This window comes from Vibrio sp. 10N.222.49.A3 (assembly GCF_041475145.1).
Classification (GTDB): Bacteria; Pseudomonadota; Gammaproteobacteria; order Enterobacterales; family Vibrionaceae; genus Vibrio; species Vibrio tasmaniensis_A.
In genome coordinates this window covers 1-18,555 of record NZ_JBFRVM010000210.1, presented here as the reverse complement: position 1 = coordinate 18,555, position 18,555 = coordinate 1, and the positions used below count along the sequence as shown (strand labels likewise).

Sequence of the window (18,555 nt, the reverse complement as noted above, 5' to 3'; positions counted from 1 at the left end):
TTAAGTGAACGGCATTACCGCCTAGTGCGGGACATTTTTTTAGCGGGAGGGGGGATGAAGCGGCTAAAGCGCTTGTCCGTTAACCGACAATTTCACATCAATGTTGCCACGAACCGCGTTTGAGTAAGGGCAAACTTGGTGCGCCGTTTTCACAAGCGTCACAGCTTGTTCTTGCTCTAGATCCAGTTCAATCGATAGAGCAACAGTTAAAGCAAAGCCACCGTTTTCATTTGGTCCAATACCGACTGTTGCAGTCGTTGGCGCCGATGCGATTTTGATTTTCATCTCTTTAGCTACATGAAGTAGAGCATTTGAGAAACACGCAGAGTAGCCCGCAGCAAACAGTTGCTCAGGGTTGGTCGCTTCACCTGTTCCGCCCATCTCTTTAGGGTAGCTCAACGCTACTGAAAGCAGATTGTCATCAGTAGAAACTTGGCCGTTACGACCCGCAGTAGCAGTCGCAGAAGTTGTGTAGAGTGTTGTCATTGTCTTAGTCCTTGTTTGGGTTGTGTAAAACTAGATTGCGTACAACTTAATTTTAAAGCTAGCTTAATTGATAAAATTCGAGCGTGCAAGTATATTGTGCACAATTTAATTTATTGGTGAGGTGATCATGAGCGACCAAGATGACTATCTAAAGCTGGATAATCAGGTGTGTTTTGCGCTGTATAGTGCATCGAATGCAATGAGTAGGGCGTATCAACCTTTACTGAAAGCGCTTGACCTTACTTACTTGCAGTACATTGTGATGATGGTGCTGTGGGAAGAAAAAGAGATGAATGTCAAAGCCCTAGGCGCAAAAACGCATTTGGATTCAGGTACGTTGACGCCTTTACTCAAGCGCTTGGAAACGAAAGGTTACGTGCTTAGAACTCGCAGTGCTGAAGATGAACGAGTTCGAGTTATTACACTGACGCCTGCAGGAGTAGAGCTCAAAGAGCAAGCGCAGACCGTGCCAGTAGAAATGCTGTGTCTCTCTCAGATGAATGAAGATGAGCTTAAATCGCTAAAAGCGCAGTGTGAGCAATTGCTTGGCAATTTGACCAAGTAAGCACTTTTTAGTTTTTGGCTATGGTAATCAGAAAATAAGAAAGCCCGTTGGTCCGGCTGTTAATAATCGGACTAACGGGCTTTTTGTATCTGCTGTCGTTTAAATGGCAGCAGATAGTGTATTCAATTGGGATTTATCCCATAAACCAAGAGATAAAAATCAACGCACCAAAACCGAATGTTGCCATCAGTGCCGTATCGCCACCGGCTGCTGTATAGCTGCCTTCGGTTTGTAGGTGAGGGAAGTCAGGCCTACGAACCTTAACCACCATTGCGAGTGGTCCCCAGATAGCTAGGAACACCAACACCATGCCTGCATAGTCCAGCATGCTCACGAACTGGCTTGCGAACAGCTCTGCTAATACCAAAGGCAATACAAAGGTCAGAGCATAAGCTAATGCTTTGTTGTTGGTGACTGCGTCTTTGTTTTGGTCATACAACGCCATGGATACACCAAGGAAAGAGGTCACCAGTGCCAGCGCTGAGAACAGCGCAATTACGACTTTTAACCAAGCAGATTGTCCGCTAAACGCAGAGATCAGTTCTGAAATGTTGTGGAACTGGCTGATCGCGTCTGTGCCAAGGTTACCGATAATCGCGAACAACCAAGTGAGGTAGCACACTAGCGGAATCACTGAACCTAACAGAATCATATTGCGGATCTGCTTTTGAGTCGCTTCGCGGTTGTAGATAACCAGTGACGGGATCACCACCATAGAGGCAAAACTGGTAAAGATAACCGCGCTGTACTGCACCACGTCATTGGCCGTGTATTGGCTAGTTTGAGTTAGGTAATCTAGACGGATATTGCTAAACAGAGAGGCAATTACAATAAACAGCATTACCACCATCATGATGAATAGACCACGGTTTAATTTATCGATATAAGACTTACCCGCGACTACAATTACACCCATCAATAGGCTGAAAACTGTATAAGCAGCAGATGCAGAGATGTCTACGCCGACGTCGAGCAATAGCTTATGAATGATGTCGCCAACACCCAAGATATAGGCGATCAGCATGCATACCAGCAGCAAGTAAAAGAGTGCATTGATAAAGTGTTTACCTTTGCTGCCCAGAGTTAGGTAAGCAACACTGCTCATGCCACTGTTGTCTTTCGTTTTGGTACACGCTTCTGCCAGTAGGAGTGCAGAGTAGGTGGTGCCGATAAAGATGAGTAGCATCAGCACTGAGCTGATCATGAAGCCAAACTGGGCCAACACCATGGGAATAGCAAGCATGCCTGCCCCTAATGCAGTTCCTGAAAGGATTAGGGAACTGCCGAATAATTTCATATTCAAAAAAACAACCTCTAGCGATCCAATTAATTTTTGTTTGGATTGTAAATAATTGTTTCCAAGACTAACAAAATACTCAGTAAAGTTAGGGGTTAAATCCTAATTATTTTTGAATTTTTTAAAAAAACTTACAAAGGTATTTCGGAGTATTATCTGTGATCGTTTGATGCATTTTCTTGGTGATTGTATTGGTTGTTTTAGTTAACGTTTATTCATTGTTGAATGATCTAGCAGTCAGAAATATTCGATTAGAAAGAAGTATGTTTGGCGATTATTTTCGCTAGTGTCACAACCCCTTCTTTCCACTCTTTACTCTCTTCGATGTTCGCTACCGTGAAGCGCAGACAGTGTTTATATTGGTCATTGGTACCAAATACTGTTCCGGGTAAGATCCCGAGTTTATGCTTCAAACAATCTTGATAGACCGCGTAGCTATCGACCGATTCAGGCAGTGTTATCCAGTTTAAAAAAGAGCCTTCCGGTTTTGATAGGTGGTATTGCCCGACAAGGTGAGGATAGCTATCTAGTGCTTGTATTAACAGGCTTTGAAATTGCTTTTGATTGGTTTGGTAGAGCCGCTTCATTTTGGATAAGTGGCTGCGATATTTACCGGTAGTGAGAAATTGACCCACCGCGGATTGCATTAAATTGGAGCTGCCCATGTTGTCGCATAACAGGTATTTTTCAACTTGAGCTTGGTAACGACCTGAGAGTAACCAGCCAATACGCAAGCGAGAATCTAAGGTCTTGGACAAAGAGTTGACGTAAATGACTCGATCTTGGTCATCAAGCTCTTTGAGGCTGGCAATGGGTGTGTCGAATGCCAAGCTACCGAACACATCGTCTTCGATAATCGGTAAAGATCCGGTGATTTCCAGTAATGCTTTTCGGTTCGCCAATGGCATCCGTGAACCGGTTGGATTGGTAAAGTTTGGTGTTAGCAGTAAGGTTTTTACTTCCCATTTGTTCAACGAACTTTGTAGTGATGGAATATCAATGCCGTGGCTCACACTGCTTGGAATTTCTAGTGCTTGCAAACCAAGCGATTCAAGTAAAAGCAGATTGCCGAAGTAACAGGGTGACTCGACCGCCACGATGTCTCCCGGTTTGGTTAATGCACGTAAAGCCAGACTGATCGCCTGTTGAGCACCATGTGTAATCGCAATCTCATTCGATCCCGCAGGTACGCCTAGATCATGGGTGATCTTTAACAACTGCTTCACTAATTGCTCATCGCCGGGAGGTAATTGGTAATAACCGGGAAGCTGAGTTTGCAAACGGCTATGGCGACCGATTTCGGCATACAAGCTACGAATAGCCGGGTTGTTGATATTAGGGTGTGCTGAACCTGCCAACAATTTTAGACGGCCTTTTGGGCGAGAGAGAACCGATTTAGTCACTGAAAGCAGATCGACTTTTTGAGGCTGGCTCGGTGCATCCCAGATGGTGGTGTTCGGTGCTTTCACACGATAGCCTGATTTGGGCACAGAATAAACCCAGCCCGTCGCTTCCAGTTCTTGATAAGCGCGAATCACGGTGTTTTTACTCACACCGAGTTGTTCACTGAGTTGACGAATGGAAGGCAAGCGGTCGTCTGGGTGAAAGAGCCCTTTATCGATCTGAGCTTTAATATGTTGTTCTATAAAGATATATTTATTGCCGCTGAGTTCTGCTTCCACGTTTCCCCCTTGTTACTCACACTTAATCTGTAACCATTTAAAGTGTTATATCTGTATCTTTATTAGTTATCTGTACCCAACTAAGGTAACAGCATTGATGAAGAGTTGACCAGAGGTTTGTAATGCTGATTAAAATGATTCCGTTTGTGTTTGTACTATTGTGGTCGTCAGGCTTTGTTGGCGCCCGTCTTGGTGTTGAATACGCTGAACCCGCAACGTTACTTTCACTTAGGATGGTAGCCAACGTGGCGCTATTCTTGGTTTTGATTGCAATCCTTAAGCGTCGTATTCCTCGTGGTCGAGCATTTTTCCACGCTTGTGTGGTGGGAATCTTGATTCATGGCTTCTACCTTGGTGGCACTTATCTCGCGATTGATATGGGTATGCCCGCCGGGTTGAGTTCTCTGCTTGTTGGCTTACAACCGATTCTGACGGCATTGATAATGATCAGCTGTACCTCGCAGCGTTTTAACTTCGCACAATGGCTAGGCTTAGCCCTTGGTTTCGCAGGTATTAGCTTGGTGCTAATGGGCAATATTGAGTGGCAGTCAGACGACCAAAAAGGCTTGGCAACGTTATTATGTTTGGTTTCTTTGGTGGGTATTACAGTCGGTACTTTGTATCAGAAGCGCTTTTGTCAGGGTACAGATATGGTCGGTGGCGCGATGGTGCAGTACTTGGCAGCAGCAGCATTGTTCTTACCTTTTGCAATGCGCTACGAAACTATGCAGGTGAACTGGACTATTGAGTTCACGTTGACTCTGGCTTGGCTAGTGATTGTTTTATCGTGCATTGCGATTCTATTGCTGCTTTATATGGTAGAGCATGGCGCTTCTTCAAGTGTGGCATCGGTGTTTTACTTAGTTCCACCCACAACAGCTATTCAAGCGTGGCTCATTTTTGGAGAGTCATTCGACATTTATGGCGCAATAGGCTTCGCGTTGTCAGCGACCGCTGTTTATCTGGTGGTGAAAAAGCCTGAGTTGATTAAGTTCCGTAGACGAACAGCATTTGAGAGGTAATGTGTCTACCAAAATTATACCAATCGTAGTAACTAACTGGTCACCCTAGCTTGTTAAAAATCTCGATAACTTCGTTAGAACTTTTGATTGTAGAATAACTACTTATCGAAAAATGCTGCCTTGTTCTCAAGCTTTTTTCCTACGCTATTTTTGAACACTTACTTACTGTGATTGGTATAACTCGACTTGAAGTAGATTGCTAGAAACAGAAAGAGCCTGAATATTCAGGCTCTTTCGGTATCAATATTGGCTAGCGACTAGTGATTAGCGCTGCATTAAACAAGCGTAAGCCGTGGTAAACGGTGCTTCTTGGTACTGCTTAAGGCCTGTTTCTTTGAACTTCATCATAAGAGGGTTACGCTTAAGGCTTTCTTTGATTTCATTCGGAGATACAACGGTTACGTCTAGGCCGTCGATCAACTGAATTGCCGCTTCTAGTTTGAAGCCGAAGCCACCGCCAGCAAATTTGCCTTTAGTTTGGCGTTGGCGAATTACCACTTTTTCTACTTGGTAATCTTCCATTAACTTTGCAAAAGAAAATTGAAAATCTTTCATATTCTGTGTGTCGTTTGCGTCACTAATCGCAACTTTAGAAACTCGGCAATCAGGAATGTTAAATACACCGTCTGATAGAGATAGAAGACAGATGACTGCATCGTTACCTTTGATTTCAACACCACAAATTTTCATGTTCTTACCTACTTATTTTAGAGCCCTATATTATGGTGTTATTTCGATGACTTCTCCAGTAATAGAACATGTCTAAGGTAAATAAATTCAATATTGTCCACTTTAACTTTTCAGGTTGACGTCTGGTTAAATGCGAAGCACTCGTTTTCATCGTCTAGTTTTATATGCGATGAGATTCACAAAACTATAGCTGGCTTTTTTATCGATACTGTATATTATGCGCGCGTCCCTATTTAATGTGTGGTTATAAACCCTCTATGAATATCAAAAACCTTTCTATTAAGAGTAAAATTGCGATTCCGCTAATGGTTATCGTGATTGTTTTCTCAACTGTTACTGTGCTTAACGTGATTAAATCTAACGCGCAAGCAGCGATTAACCATGAGCTCAATAATGTGGTTCAACCGGTTCTCGACAACCTAGAAGATGGGTACCGAGATATCTATCAAGTCATTGCATCAGCGCAAGGTTTGTTACTTGCTAAAGATAAGGATGCGATCGAATATCAAAAATTTGAGTTTGAAGACAACGCTTACAAAGCCGTTCCACGCTTTGAGAGTGTCCAAACTCTATATACCGCAGGTGTCTTAGACTCATCTTCTCAAGACGAGCTAGCGAAACTGGTAAAGGCGATGAAAAAGTGGGTAGCATTGCATGAACCAATGTTTGCAGATCCTGCCAATGCTCTTCAATACAACATAGATTACTCGCCAGCATTGGACGCTGAGTTTTCGATCATTCACGATCAACTCGGCTATATTAGAGAGCTGATTGCAGTAAAACAAAAAGAGCTTCGCCAGCAAGCTAATGACTCGATTGAAGAAAGTAAGCTGATCATCGAAGTAGGTATGGCCGTGGCGGTACTTGCGGCTTTGTTTTCGATGTGGTTATCGAACCGTTTTATCGTTCAGCCGATTCAGAGCGTAGAGAAAGCGATGAATGAAATCGCATCGGGTGACGGTAACTTGGCTCAGCGAATGAAAGTTGAAGGTTCTGACGAGATTGCTCGCTTAAGTTCAGCGTTTAACAAGTTTGTTAGTAAGATACATACCACTGTTGAACAAGTGATTCTGACATCAAATGCCGTACGTGCAGAGATGGAAAACATCAAATCAATAACGCAGAATGTGGCTGAATTTTCTTCGAATCAACAGAAAGAAAGTGAAGTAGTCGCGGCTGCCGTTCATGAAATGCAAGCGACCAGTGAAACGGTAAGTGGTAACGCGTTAGATGCGGCAACCGCAAGTAACGTTGCGAACAATGAAGTGGAATCAGCAGACAGCACTTTGGGTCTAACCGTAACTTCAATTGAACGCCTTGCACAAGATATCGAGAATGCAGGTGGTGTGGTTCAGGAATTGGATACTGATGTGAAGAACATTGCTTCTATTCTTGGCGTGATCAAAGGCATTGCAGAGCAAACCAATCTATTGGCATTGAATGCGGCGATTGAAGCAGCGCGTGCTGGTGAACAAGGTCGTGGTTTTGCGGTAGTTGCTGATGAAGTCCGTGCGCTTGCGAGCAAAACTCAAGACAGTACGGGTGAAATCCAATCAATGATTGAACGCTTAGAAGTTGGCGCCAAACATGCCGTTGGCGTGATGACAGAAAGCAAGGCAAGTGGCGAGAAAACCATTGTTCAAGCGGGCACTGCAGCTTCATCATTGAGCGAGATTCGTAACTCAATCGGCAAGATGAATGAGATGAATACGCAAATCGCAACAGCGGCTTCTCAGCAGTCTCAGGTGTCTGAAGAAGTGAACCAGAATGTTCAACGTATCGCGGAAAGCACCATGAAAATGGTTGAGATGGCAAACAATGCAGAGAACGCATGCATCTCACTAGCAGAACAGTGTGAAGCACTTGATAGCCTAGTTTCTCAGTTTGAAGTGTAATCTTTGAGACTGAACAGGCAAAAGTGAGTGGCTAATCGTTTCTAGTTTTAACCCTCACGCATCTGTAATAGACAATAATAAGGCCCGTACTCAATGAGTGCGGGCTTTCTTTTTTGGTGCGAGTATTTTTTGATAACAGTATTTGTAATACAAGGTCGGTTCGAACTTTGTAGATTAGGTCGATAGGAGCCTTGTGGGGAATGCGATATTAGCTTCAATGAAGGCCTTTGTATGTGCATGGCGCATATTAAGCTAGGTGACACTGATCTATATCTTCAATACACTGTATGGGTAACCATAGTTCAAAATAGGGTAGAGGCATGGCCAATTGGGAAGGGGTAAGTGAGTTTGTTGCAGTGGCAGAGCGCGAAAGCTTTACTGGTGCCGCACAGAAACTCGCTACGTCAGTGGCTCAAATCAGTCGTAGAGTGGCAAATCTCGAGGAACGCCTCGCAGTAAAACTACTCAATCGAACGACTCGTAAGGTTTCTCTAACAGAGGCTGGGCAACTCTATTATCAGCAATGTAAGTTGTTGGTCGAGGGTTTAGAAATTGCTGAGTTAGCCGTCACGCAGATGCAATCCACGCCAAAAGGTTTACTGAAAGTAACGGCACCTGTGACTTATGGTGAGCGTCAACTCGCCCCGATACTTCATCAGTTCTTAAAGCTCCACCCACAAGTCGAACTTGAGCTGATGTTGACCAATCAAAAGCTCGACCTTATTGATTCGGGTGTCGATGTCGCTATTCGTCTTGGTCGCTTAGAAGATTCGAGTCTTGTGGCAAAGAAGCTGTCTCAACGCCAACTCTACGTGTGCGCCAGCCCTGAATATATTGAACGTTACGGTGAACCGCATACGCTCTCTGAGTTGAGTAATCATCAATGTTTAGTCGGGGGCTTTGAGCATTGGCGTTTTAAAGAAAATGGGCGACCTCGCTCAGTTCGGGTCAATGGACGCATTAAATGTAACAGTGGCTTAGCCTTACAAGACGCAGCGAAACAGAGTATTGGCTTAGTGCAGCTACCAGAATATTACGTGAGTGAAGATCTTGAGTCTGGTGAATTGGTTGAGGTGTTATCTGATTACCGAGACGATAAAGAGGGGATTTGGGCGCTTTACCCACAGAACCGTAATTTGTCTTCAAAGGTTCGCTTGTTAGTCGACTTCTTGTCTGAGCAATTAAACTAGTTCTGTCTGGCAAGACACAATGGACAAGAAAATGGGCTTCAGAACAAAGATTCTGAAGCCCATTTTTATTGATGTTTTATAGCTTTTACTTGCTAAGCATTAAGCATTAAGCATTAAGCATTAAGCATTAAACCGTGAAGCGATCAACCAAGTGGTACAACTCGTTTGCTCGGCTGTTTAGGTTTTGGCTACCTGTACGGTTTTGGTTTGCTAGCGATGCCGATTGAGAACTTTGGTCTGAAATCACAACAATGCGTTGAGATATCTCTTGGCCAACAATATTCTGTTGTTCAGTCGCCGTCGCAATCAGTGAGTTCATGTCCATAATGGTATCAATCGAATCTTGAATTTTAGCAAGTGCTGCAGCTGCTGCATTTGCTTCTTCTACCGTTTGAGCACTTCTGCTTTGGCTCGAATCCATTGCTTTCACCGCGGCATCTGAAGCGGATTTTAGCTGTTGGATCATTTTGTGAATGTCGCCCGTGCTCTCTTGTGTGCGGCTTGCAAGCTTACGAACTTCATCCGCAACTACCGCAAAACCTCGGCCTTGATCACCAGCTCGCGCGGCTTCAATCGCGGCATTTAGTGCTAATAGGTTGGTCTGTTCCGCTATATCTTGAATGACAGTCAGTGAAGATGAAATGTTCTGTACATCTCCTTCAAGGCGAGACACCACAGTGTTTGCTTCTGATACTTCACTTGCAAGGTCTGCTACGGAACCTGCAGCAGCGTTGACAATTTGCTGAGCTTCTTTTGCATTGTTCTCTGCAAGTTTAGCTGAGTCAGCCGCTTGGCTTGCGTTGCTTGAGATCTCTTGCGCTGTTGTCGTCATCTCGGTCATCGCCGTTGCTACTTGTTCTGTCTCTTCACGTTGACCTGTCGCTATTTCGTCGACCTGAGCTGCGCGAGAAGACATGCTGCTCGTTTCTGATACAACTTGCTGACCCACATCGCTCACGCTACGAATGATGGTCTGTAGGCTAGCAACAAAGGCATTAAAGTTCTCACTGAGTTTGGCGAACTCAGGCGCTTTGAAGGTTTCCATTCGAGCCGTTAGGTCGGCCTCACCACTTGCAAAGGCACTGATTGAACGGTCAAATTGCTCGAGTGGTTGCATGATTGTACGGTTCACTGCAACAGCGAAAACCGCTACCACTAAGGCAATCAAGCCACAGAAAATTGCAATGGCAGTCAGTGAGCTTTGTAGCGCAGCATTCGAGCTCTCTTTCATGTCACTGATGACTGCGTCAATATCATCGGTATAAAAACCCGTGCCGAGCATTAAATCCCATTGTGGAATAAAGATTGAGTAGCTGAGTTTTGGTAACGCAATGGACTGACCTGGCTTAGGAAAGTAGTAAGTGGTGAATTCCCCAATTTTTGAGTTCTTAATCAGGTCTTGGATTAGGTAATTGCCTTGTTTGTCTTGAAGGTCGTAGTAATTTTTACCAATGCCATCGGTACCTTGTCCGATGACGATTCTTACACCCTTAGAGCTGTAGCCAAAAATATAACCAGATTCACCATATTCTAGAGTTTTTAATGTGGGTAATGCTTCTTCAAGCGTGGCACCTTTTTCTAAGAAAGGAGATATCGAAGACTGAGCCATTTGCAGGTACGCTTTGAGTTCCTTTTCTTTCATCGCCATCATATTGCTACGCGTCGATTCTACTTGTTGTGCGGTTAGCTCAGTGCTCTTCATATACGTCACGCTCATCATCCCAATTGCCATTAGTAGCAAAGGGATAAAAGAGAGAATATAAAGGCGGTTTTTGATGGTGAGGGTCATTAGCACTTCCTATGTGATTGTCTCAGGCAATTTTCAACACATTATTAATGTGGTTTCGAAATGTAAACGGACTTGTTGTTGAATTGTTATCCTAAAACCTTTTTGTTTGATAAATATGATGGCGGTTAGGTTTTGAAGTGATAGGTGGTGCAACTAAGTACTTATCTGTAAAAAGAGCCGTTCGTTTCGATGCTTTTGAATTTGGCGCTGCTTTGGTAGAATGCGACGCTTTGTAGCACCCTGCTATGTCTATTCGTTAAGTGAGAAATATTCATGAACAAAAGCCATGTGACTATTGGTTTAACTAACCCAAAGAGCCCGACAAACGTTGGCGCGGTTATGCGTGCGGCGGGTTGCTACCAAGTCGACGAAGTTAAATACACAGGGCAACGCTACGATAAGGCTGCAAAATTTCACACCGATACTAAGAGTGCAACGCGCACTATCCCGCTTACTGGTGTCGAGTCGTTTTTAGATAGCCTTAATTCAGAAACTAAGATCGTATGTGTGGAGTTGGCTGAAGGTGCCACACCACTGCCACGTTTTAAACACCCAGAGAACGCTATCTATATCTTTGGTCCTGAAGATGGTTCTATTTCTCAAGATGTCGCTGACCGAGCTGACCATGTTGTTTATGTACCAACGGTAGGTTGCATGAATCTAGCAGCAACAGTGAATGTGCTACTTTATGATCGCCTTGCTAAGTCAGATGAAATGGACGAGAGCAACGAGCTGATCAAGAAAAGCCGCGATAACCGTAATCACCTGCAAGTGAAGCAGGGGTAGATATCGTTCTAATCGTGTCTGGTCTCTTAATATCCAATGCAGATTAAAGAAAACCCCTTATTCGTAGGAATAAGGGGTTTTTACTTGGTTGATCTCGGATCTTAGGTTTGGCTATTCAGCACATTTGGAAGCCATAATTTTTAATGGTTGCCCCGCATCATCGAATTGTAAGCTCCATACATACTGCCCAGCATTACGAATAGTGATAGCGGTATCTTGACCGTAACCACCTTTAATTAACGAGTTAAGCTGTCCTAACTTTAGGTTAAGCCCATCCGCTGTGAACTGAGGTGACCAAGCCTTGGATGCATATTGCATGCGATAACTGCCCGGTTTTTCAGTGGTGACGACTTGGTAAGTGTTGTCACCTTTATATTCAAACTCTCGTTGACCCACGTGTTTCCAACCTGAATCAGCAAAATTGCCAACCACATAAAGCGGGCTCGAAATAGGGCCTTCAGCTTTTATTGTTGGATTGTCACATTGAGCCATGAAGCCTTGTCCAACTTCATTTCCTGTCGCTAGTATCGCCGCAATTGGCCCTTTTTCAATTGGCTGTGTTATCGACAAGAAACGAGCTTCAAATGGGCTTAGAACGATAGAGTAGTGGCCATCAATAGCTGAGATCGATTGCTTGGATTCAATATCCTTCAGATCAGCTATGGAGCCGACTTTTTCTTTGGCTAGTTTTATGGTTTGTTCTTTGTTGGTAACGTTCACTGCGTAGACAACAGTATCGCCTTCATAGGCTTTGTGATCGACATAGGCGACATCATTGGCCATCAGGTTTGTACGTTTACCTTGTGATAGAGCGGGGTGCGTTTCTCTCAGTTTCATCAAGTTTGTCACGTATTGCTTTAAGTCTTTTTCGTGCGCATTGAGTTGAGCTGTGACACCTTCTACTTTACCGCTAGTACGGGCTACGTGATCATCACACAGACCATTAATAGCACAGTCATCAGTCCATACTTTGTCTGCAAAACCTTCTAGCTGATCGCCAATCTCGTCCCCATAGTAGGTGGTTATTGGGCCGGTATAAGCTGCTTGGAATGAAAATGCCGCTTTATAGCGCTGCCAATACTCTTTGTCTTGTGGAGAAGCGATATCACCGCGCTGTAATAAGTCACCAAAGCGCACAAGGTCATGGTTACCGATCATTAAATTTGGCTTTGCGTGGTCTGGGTATAACGAATGTAAAGACATGCCTTCTGCAAGCCACTCTCCACCTTTGTTCCCCACGCCAGCTTCGTTTACAGCAAAGGTTTCCGTCAGGCGGTAGCGCATAGGGAAATCAAACGCAGAACATAAGGCCGGTGCTTCATTTGAACCGTAGCCTGTTTCAATAATGCGGTTCTCACCTGCCCAAATTTCCGCGACCATATAACCCAGAGGGTTCACGGTTTTACCTTCGCTGTTTACGTATTCGACTTGAGAAGAAGCGGTGTCTACCGTTTCTCTGATTTGACTCCAAGCTTCTTTTGGCACTTGATAAGCTTGATCTAAGCGCAAACCATCAATTTTGAGCTCTTTGATCCAATACTCGGCTACTTCTTGATAGAAGGCTAGGCTCTCAGGATATGAGACTGGATTATCCTCTCCTTGGGGCAGCTTACCTGTTGGTGACGGCACTACGTTTTTTTTGTGGTGGCCAAATACGCCATCAAAGAAGACATAAAGCCCTCGAGCATGAGCTTCTTCAACTAAGGTTTTAGCTTCTTCCATCGTGCCGAATCTCGGATCGATATTGAAATAATCGGTGGCAAAATAACCGGTAGCATCCAGTCTATCAGCCCAATGGTCTTGGTTTTCGATAGGCTCTGAATTAAAGATTGGGGTTAGCCAAATGCCGTTCATGCCAAGAGATTCAATGTAATCAAGTGAGTCGATAATACCTTGGATGTCTCCGTTATGGTGACTAGTTCCGTAGCCTGTCCCATGACCAATTGAGTCATCGCCACTGACAAAGCTTTCGACCATCACTTGATAGATCCTCAAGTCATTCACGTCGGCATTGGTATTCGTTTGGCATTGGTATGCTGTTGGTTCTTGAACTGATTCAGGTGCAGATTGGCAACCTGCAAGTAGGATGGCGGTAACGGCCAACGCGGTATTGGATAGAGAAAGTTTCACGTAAAGGTCCTTATTATTATGATTTAACCTATTATTCACCATCCTGATATTCTATAAATCCTCCGTTAAATAGTGGCAATAGGAGTAGACGGTAGGCTGAGAGACTGAGGTCACAATATGTGGCTAATTTCTTATACATATTATGATGAAGTGCTGATTTTTGAGTCGGAACGAGATTTGTACAGGAAGATATTTTTATGCGATATGTAACCAGCCTTGTAGAGATTAAGTCATTCTCTGTTTCTAATGTTATCTATCCCGTAAGCAATCGGATATTATCTTGGGTCCATCATTAGATAATTGAAGGGTTAGATAACACCATGGAAGACAAGCAATTACTTGCCGCGCTGCAGCAACACCCTGTCCTCGATCTCTATCAGTTATTCCAAGAAGTTGGTCAAAACCGCTCTCTGTATGCATTACTAGAGAGGTTATCTTCCCTTAAAGAACACCACCAACTGAGCACTCGTCTTAGCCCTTTTAAGCCTCACATCGAAGGGTTGCTGGCTCAATTTGATAGCACTACACCGGACAGTGATATTCTCAAAGCGGTTGCTGTTCAGTCTGAGATTCAGCAACGAGGCCACAGTATGAGTCGTTACATCATGACATCGGACAATCACCGCCATTTTTCCCCGAATGCAGACCTAGTGATGTTTGGTGATTCGATCACCGAATGGGCACCTTGGGCAGATATCTTTCGCGATGTTTCGATGGTCAACCGTGGCTTAGCGGGTGACACCACAACTGGCATGTTGCGCCGTATTGATACCACGTTGAATGTGAAGCCAAATCTGGTGTGCTTTATGGCTGGGATAAACGATTTGGCTCAGGGTTATGATGTCGAACATATCTACCGGAACTACATTGATATGCTTGAAGTGTGGCAAGAAAACGATATTCGTATATTGGTGCAATCAACGCTTTATGTTGGCTCTAAACTGCAAGGATTGAATCCTTCAGTGGAACTGCTCAATAGCAAAATAAGCGAGTACTGCACTCAGCAAGGCATTGCGTTCTTAGATGTGAATTCAGTATTGTCACCGAATAAGCTTTTGTCGAATGAGTACTCGTGTGATGACTTACACTTGAATGCGAAGGCTTACCAAGCTTGGGCTGAGGTGCTTCAACCTACGATAGCTGAGTTACTAAAGTAAACTCACGCAAATAGCCAAATAGCCAAATAGCCAAGTAGATAAATAAATAGACAGATAATTAAACAGCTAGACCGATAAACAGCTTAGCTAATACAAGAAAAGCCAACCCCTAGATTTGTTTCGCGAACCATAAGGACATCAATGTGAACCTAAGACAGTTGGAAGTCTTTTACGCCATTATGCAAACCGGAACCGTATCTGGGGCTGCGCGTAATCTGCATGTGTCACAACCTAATGTGACTCGTATTCTGGCACACACAGAGCAACAACTTGGTTTTGGATTGTTTGAGCGAGTGAAAGGTCGGTTGGTGCCTACGGTTGAAGCGAGAACCTTGCTGCCTGAAGCGGAAAAGGTGTATCAGCAGTTAGGTCAATTTCGTTCTTTGACGAATAAGGTTAAGCAAGGACATCAGCATTTACGTATTGGTGCGCCGCCGATACTGGCGACCAAATTGCTGACACCGGTAATAGCCCAAATGTCTCGCGAACAAGAGCTCTCTTTTGAGTTGCTGACTGCAAACCGTGATGAACTGTGTGCTGGGCTGTTAAAGCATGAGCTTGATATTGCTATCGCATTTGGAGACGAAACACCGCCTGCCATATTAAGTGAAACGCTCTTAACTGAATCCCTCAAGGTTCTGGTTCCATCCCACACTGTTGAACAGTTACCGACGGAATTAACCCTTGATGACCTGATCAATTATCCCTTACCAATCATCGGGCTTGATAGCCGCGATCCATTAGGCCTCCTGTTACATCAAAGCCTTATTGCGCGAGATGAGCATTATCACCATCCGATATCTGTGCGTGGATATAGCGCGGCGGCGGAACTGGTGAAGCACCAAGCGGGGTTTGCGATTGTGGATCCGTGGACGGCAGAACAGTATCAAAATGACGATGCGGTCTGTGTGCTTTCACTGCAGCCGGATATCCAATTTTCGGTCTCGATGCTTTGCGCAGAGCACACCCCTCAGTCGATTTCCGTTAAGCAATTTATCGTTTCATTGAAGAGCCACACTCACCCTATAACTTAAGGTTATAGGCTCGTCATAAATAGGTATTCGGCAGCTTCTAAGTTCTTAATTAAAGTAAACCCATACAAGGATTTATTAATTAGGAATACTCATGTCTATCGCTCAACCTTACCTTCTTTTTCTTGGGGACGTTACTGACCCACTTGCCGCAAAAACAGCTCGCGGTATTCATCAATGGCGACCAGAAATTTGCCTAGGTCAGCTTCGTTTAACAGACGTTACCGTTTCACTTGGTTTAACGGATATGACCTTACAAGAGGCGCAAGCACAGGGCGCGAAAACGCTAGTGATTGGCACAGCAAACCCAGGTGGTGTTATTCCTGACTCTTGGCAGCCAACCATAATGGAAGCTGCAGAAATGGGATTTGAGATTGCATCTGGCATGCACCAACGACTGAGTGAATTTTCACCGCTTGCTGACATGCGACAACAAGGATTGACTAAGCTTCATGATGTACGTCATTTTGACGGTGTTCTTAATGTTGGTAACGGTAAGCCTCGTCAAGGTAAGCGCCTGCTTACTGTCGGAACAGATTGCTCAGTCGGCAAAATGTTTTCAGCTTTAGCTATCGAAAAGTCGCTTAAAGAGTCAGGTACATCCGCTCAGTTCAAAGCGACAGGGCAGACGGGTATCTTGATTGAAGGCTGCGGTATTTCGATTGATGCTGTGGTTGCGGATTTTATTTCTGGCGCAGTTGAAGCGATTAGCCCTGATTTTACCGACCACGATTGGGATATCATTGAAGGGCAAGGCTCTTTGTTCAACCCTTCGTTTGCAGGCGTGAGTTTGGGTCTTTTACATGGCGCACAAGCGGATGCCTTAGTGCTGTGTCATGAAGTTGGGCGACCTCATATTCGTAACCTTCCTCATGCGCAATTGCCAAGCATAGAGCAGACTATTGAAGCGAACTTGCAAGCCGCGCGATTGACGAATCCAGACGTGAAACTGGTTGGCATTTGTTTGAACACGTCGGCGATTAGCACTGAAGACGCTGAGACATTATGCCAAGAATGGACCACAATCTATCAAGTACCCGTGACGGACCCGGTTCGTTTTGGTGTACAAAATATTACTGATCATTTGCGACATTCACTTTAACGATTTCATCATTTCTACGTTTCCATTTGTTAAAGCGAACATCAATCGAGTGAAATTATGAAGATTACAGCAGAACCTATTACTATCGCGATGCAAACACCTTTTCGCATCTCTCGTGGCAGCCGAACTGAGTGTCACGTTGTTCGTGTTTATATTGAACATGATGGCAAACAAGCTCAGGGCGAATGCACGCCTTACCCACGATACGGCGAGTCATCGGAGTCTGTGTTAGCGCAAATCCAACAAGCGTCTAGTGCCCTTGAAGGTATGTTTGAGCGAGGCGTTGCCGAGCCGGCAGAGCTAAGAGATCATCTTCAGTCTTTATTGACCGGAGGGGCAGCGCGAAATGCGGTCGATTGTGCGCTTTGGGATTTTGAAGCGCAGCAGAACGAACAGACGTTTCCAAATAGCTTGTTTGAGTTACCTGCTCAAATCGTTACTGCAATGACAGTCTCCATTGACACACCAGAAGCGATGGCGACTCAGGCTCGAGACTATGTCGCAAATGGAGCGAAACTCTTAAAAGTGAAGCTTGATGGAGAGCAAGTGATAGAGCGTGTTTGCGCGGTACGAGAAGTGGCACCCGATGTTCAGATTGTACTGGATGCCAATGAAGCGTGGACGGGGCTGAATCTCGAAGAGTTGTTTAATCAACTAACAGAGTTTGATATTGCGATGATCGAACAACCTCTTCCACAGCAGCACGATGCATCACTGGCACACATCAAGCACCCGATCCCACTGTGTGCTGATGAAAGCTGTCATACCACTTCACAGCTGTCTTCGCTGTTGGGCAAGTATGAGATGGTCAACATCAAGCTCGATAAAACGGGCGGTTTGACCGAAGCATTGGTTCTTGCTGAAGAAGCTCAAAGGCTAGGATTTACTCTGATGTCGGGTTGTATGCTAGGCACCTCATTGGCGATGCGAGCGGCGCTGCCTATTGCGGTTCAATCTGAAATCGTCGACCTTGATGGTCCTGTATTACTTGGGCAAGATGTTTCGCAAGCACTGACTTATCAAGATGGGATGATCATTCTTTAAGGTGGCTTAGCGTTCAGTATGGTGATACCGGTTATAGGAAGGCACGCGCACTTTTGGACAAAAATGATTTAGACCTATAGCTCTAAATCGTTTATACAAGATTAGAAAAAGTATCTTGAAACCTTAAATGCTTGTTAAGCCCGTATTGAAAGCACGTGCATTTTTAAACTAGCGGCCATTTGAAGATTCGGTTCAATAGTCAAAGCTAAATCACAATCCAAGACAATCTTATTAATCAATTGGGCAAACTCATACTGATTTTGACAAAACCTCAGTAACTCATTATTTGCGGCAGCCCTGTTTTGATAAGGAAGAGCTTGTTTACTGTCCAACTCTAAAGCTAATGTAAAATCATGAACTGCATCGTCAAAACGTGTTTTCTTGACCAAAAGATCTTCTTGAATATAACCAAGATAATTTAAAGCAATACCTTTATTAGCCAACACATTAAACTCCGGCTCGTAATTTACAGTTAGCTGTTCAAAGCATTGAACTGCTCGCTCCAAATACTCTACAACAGATATCAGGCATTTAGCTTCAGTTGCAATGCCTAACTCTTTGTAGCAACAGCCAAGAAGGTAGTTTGCTTGAAAATAGACTTTGGGATTAACTTTCACGCTGTATGTAAGGGACTCAACCTTATCAATGCAACGTACATACTGTGACGATTTATAGTATCCGCCCCATGA

At 44.3% G+C, this 18,555-nt stretch carries 15 protein-coding genes and 1 pseudogene; 9 read left to right on the top strand and 7 right to left on the bottom strand.

Going from position 1 to position 18,555, the window contains the following annotated elements; genetic code table 11:
* Positions 1 to 63: 63 nt before the first annotated feature.
* Positions 64 to 486 (bottom strand): organic hydroperoxide resistance protein, encoded by a 423-nt coding sequence (locus AB4589_RS23210; protein WP_012601111.1) that lies wholly within the window; start codon positions 484 to 486, stop codon positions 64 to 66.
* Between the two features lie 127 nt (positions 487 to 613).
* Between AB4589_RS23210 and AB4589_RS23205 the strand changes: the two genes are divergently transcribed.
* Positions 614 to 1,051 carry a MarR family winged helix-turn-helix transcriptional regulator gene (locus AB4589_RS23205; RefSeq protein WP_009846239.1) on the top strand — a complete coding sequence of 146 codons (438 nt, stop codon included), beginning with the start codon at positions 614 to 616 and terminating at the stop codon, positions 1,049 to 1,051.
* Positions 1,052 to 1,184: 133 nt separating this feature from the next.
* On the opposite strand, the gene AB4589_RS23200 is transcribed toward AB4589_RS23205, so the two are convergent.
* Together AB4589_RS23200 and AB4589_RS23195 are read right to left on the bottom strand one after the other, a co-directional pair.
* Positions 1,185 to 2,348 (bottom strand): amino acid permease, encoded by a 1,164-nt coding sequence (locus AB4589_RS23200; protein ID WP_372101778.1) that lies wholly within the window; start codon positions 2,346 to 2,348, stop codon positions 1,185 to 1,187.
* A gap of 251 nt (positions 2,349 to 2,599) precedes the next feature.
* A complete protein-coding gene (locus tag AB4589_RS23195; protein ID WP_372101777.1) occupies positions 2,600 to 4,030 on the bottom strand; it encodes a PLP-dependent aminotransferase family protein in 1,431 nt (476 codons plus the stop codon).
* 122 nt (positions 4,031 to 4,152) lie between these two features.
* Between AB4589_RS23195 and AB4589_RS23190 the strand changes: the two genes are divergently transcribed.
* On the top strand, positions 4,153 to 5,052 hold the full coding sequence (locus AB4589_RS23190; protein WP_102582890.1) for a DMT family transporter: 900 nt from the start codon (positions 4,153 to 4,155) through the stop codon (positions 5,050 to 5,052).
* Positions 5,053 to 5,316: 264 nt separating this feature from the next.
* On the opposite strand, the gene AB4589_RS23185 is transcribed toward AB4589_RS23190, so the two are convergent.
* Positions 5,317 to 5,742: a DUF3010 family protein gene (locus tag AB4589_RS23185; RefSeq protein WP_009846243.1), complete on the bottom strand. Its 426-nt coding sequence runs from the start codon at positions 5,740 to 5,742 to the stop codon at positions 5,317 to 5,319.
* A gap of 257 nt (positions 5,743 to 5,999) precedes the next feature.
* Between AB4589_RS23185 and AB4589_RS23180 the strand changes: the two genes are divergently transcribed.
* Together AB4589_RS23180 and AB4589_RS23175 are read left to right on the top strand one after the other, a co-directional pair.
* Positions 6,000 to 7,637, top strand: coding sequence for a methyl-accepting chemotaxis protein (locus AB4589_RS23180; protein WP_372086489.1), 1,638 nt, complete (start codon positions 6,000 to 6,002; stop codon positions 7,635 to 7,637).
* A gap of 320 nt (positions 7,638 to 7,957) precedes the next feature.
* Positions 7,958 to 8,827 carry a LysR family transcriptional regulator gene (locus AB4589_RS23175; protein WP_371707769.1) on the top strand — a complete coding sequence of 290 codons (870 nt, stop codon included), beginning with the start codon at positions 7,958 to 7,960 and terminating at the stop codon, positions 8,825 to 8,827.
* 127 nt (positions 8,828 to 8,954) lie between these two features.
* On the opposite strand, the gene AB4589_RS23170 is transcribed toward AB4589_RS23175, so the two are convergent.
* Entirely contained in the window at positions 8,955 to 10,616 is a 1,662-nt protein-coding gene (locus AB4589_RS23170; RefSeq protein WP_017097657.1) for a methyl-accepting chemotaxis protein, read from the bottom strand.
* Positions 10,617 to 10,889: 273 nt separating this feature from the next.
* Here AB4589_RS23170 and AB4589_RS23165 point away from each other — a divergent pair, with 273 nt between their 5' ends.
* On the top strand, positions 10,890 to 11,402 hold the full coding sequence (locus AB4589_RS23165; RefSeq protein ID WP_065678958.1) for an RNA methyltransferase: 513 nt from the start codon (positions 10,890 to 10,892) through the stop codon (positions 11,400 to 11,402).
* A 111-nt stretch (positions 11,403 to 11,513) separates the two neighbouring features.
* On the opposite strand, the gene AB4589_RS23160 is transcribed toward AB4589_RS23165, so the two are convergent.
* Positions 11,514 to 13,574: an alpha-amylase family glycosyl hydrolase gene (locus AB4589_RS23160; RefSeq protein ID WP_372101776.1), complete on the bottom strand. Its 2,061-nt coding sequence runs from the start codon at positions 13,572 to 13,574 to the stop codon at positions 11,514 to 11,516.
* A 278-nt stretch (positions 13,575 to 13,852) separates the two neighbouring features.
* Here AB4589_RS23160 and AB4589_RS23155 point away from each other — a divergent pair, with 278 nt between their 5' ends.
* The 4 genes from AB4589_RS23155 (at position 13,853) to dgcA (ending at position 17,866) form a co-directional block, all read left to right on the top strand.
* Positions 13,853 to 14,689, top strand: coding sequence for an SGNH/GDSL hydrolase family protein (locus tag AB4589_RS23155; protein ID WP_372101775.1), 837 nt, complete (start codon positions 13,853 to 13,855; stop codon positions 14,687 to 14,689).
* A gap of 143 nt (positions 14,690 to 14,832) precedes the next feature.
* The gene (locus AB4589_RS23150; protein WP_371695622.1) at positions 14,833 to 15,723 is read left to right on the top strand and encodes a LysR family transcriptional regulator; all 891 of its coding nucleotides are present in this window, start codon (positions 14,833 to 14,835) and stop codon (positions 15,721 to 15,723) included.
* A 91-nt stretch (positions 15,724 to 15,814) separates the two neighbouring features.
* Entirely contained in the window at positions 15,815 to 16,822 is a 1,008-nt protein-coding gene (gene dgcN / locus AB4589_RS23145; protein ID WP_372101774.1) for an N-acetyltransferase DgcN, read from the top strand.
* A 57-nt stretch (positions 16,823 to 16,879) separates the two neighbouring features.
* A complete protein-coding gene (gene dgcA, locus AB4589_RS23140) occupies positions 16,880 to 17,866 on the top strand; it encodes an N-acetyl-D-Glu racemase DgcA (RefSeq protein WP_372101773.1) in 987 nt (328 codons plus the stop codon).
* Between the two features lie 134 nt (positions 17,867 to 18,000).
* Here the strand turns inward: dgcA and AB4589_RS23135 are convergent.
* Positions 18,001 to 18,555 (bottom strand): annotated as a pseudogene (locus AB4589_RS23135) (hypothetical protein); the annotation flags it as partial.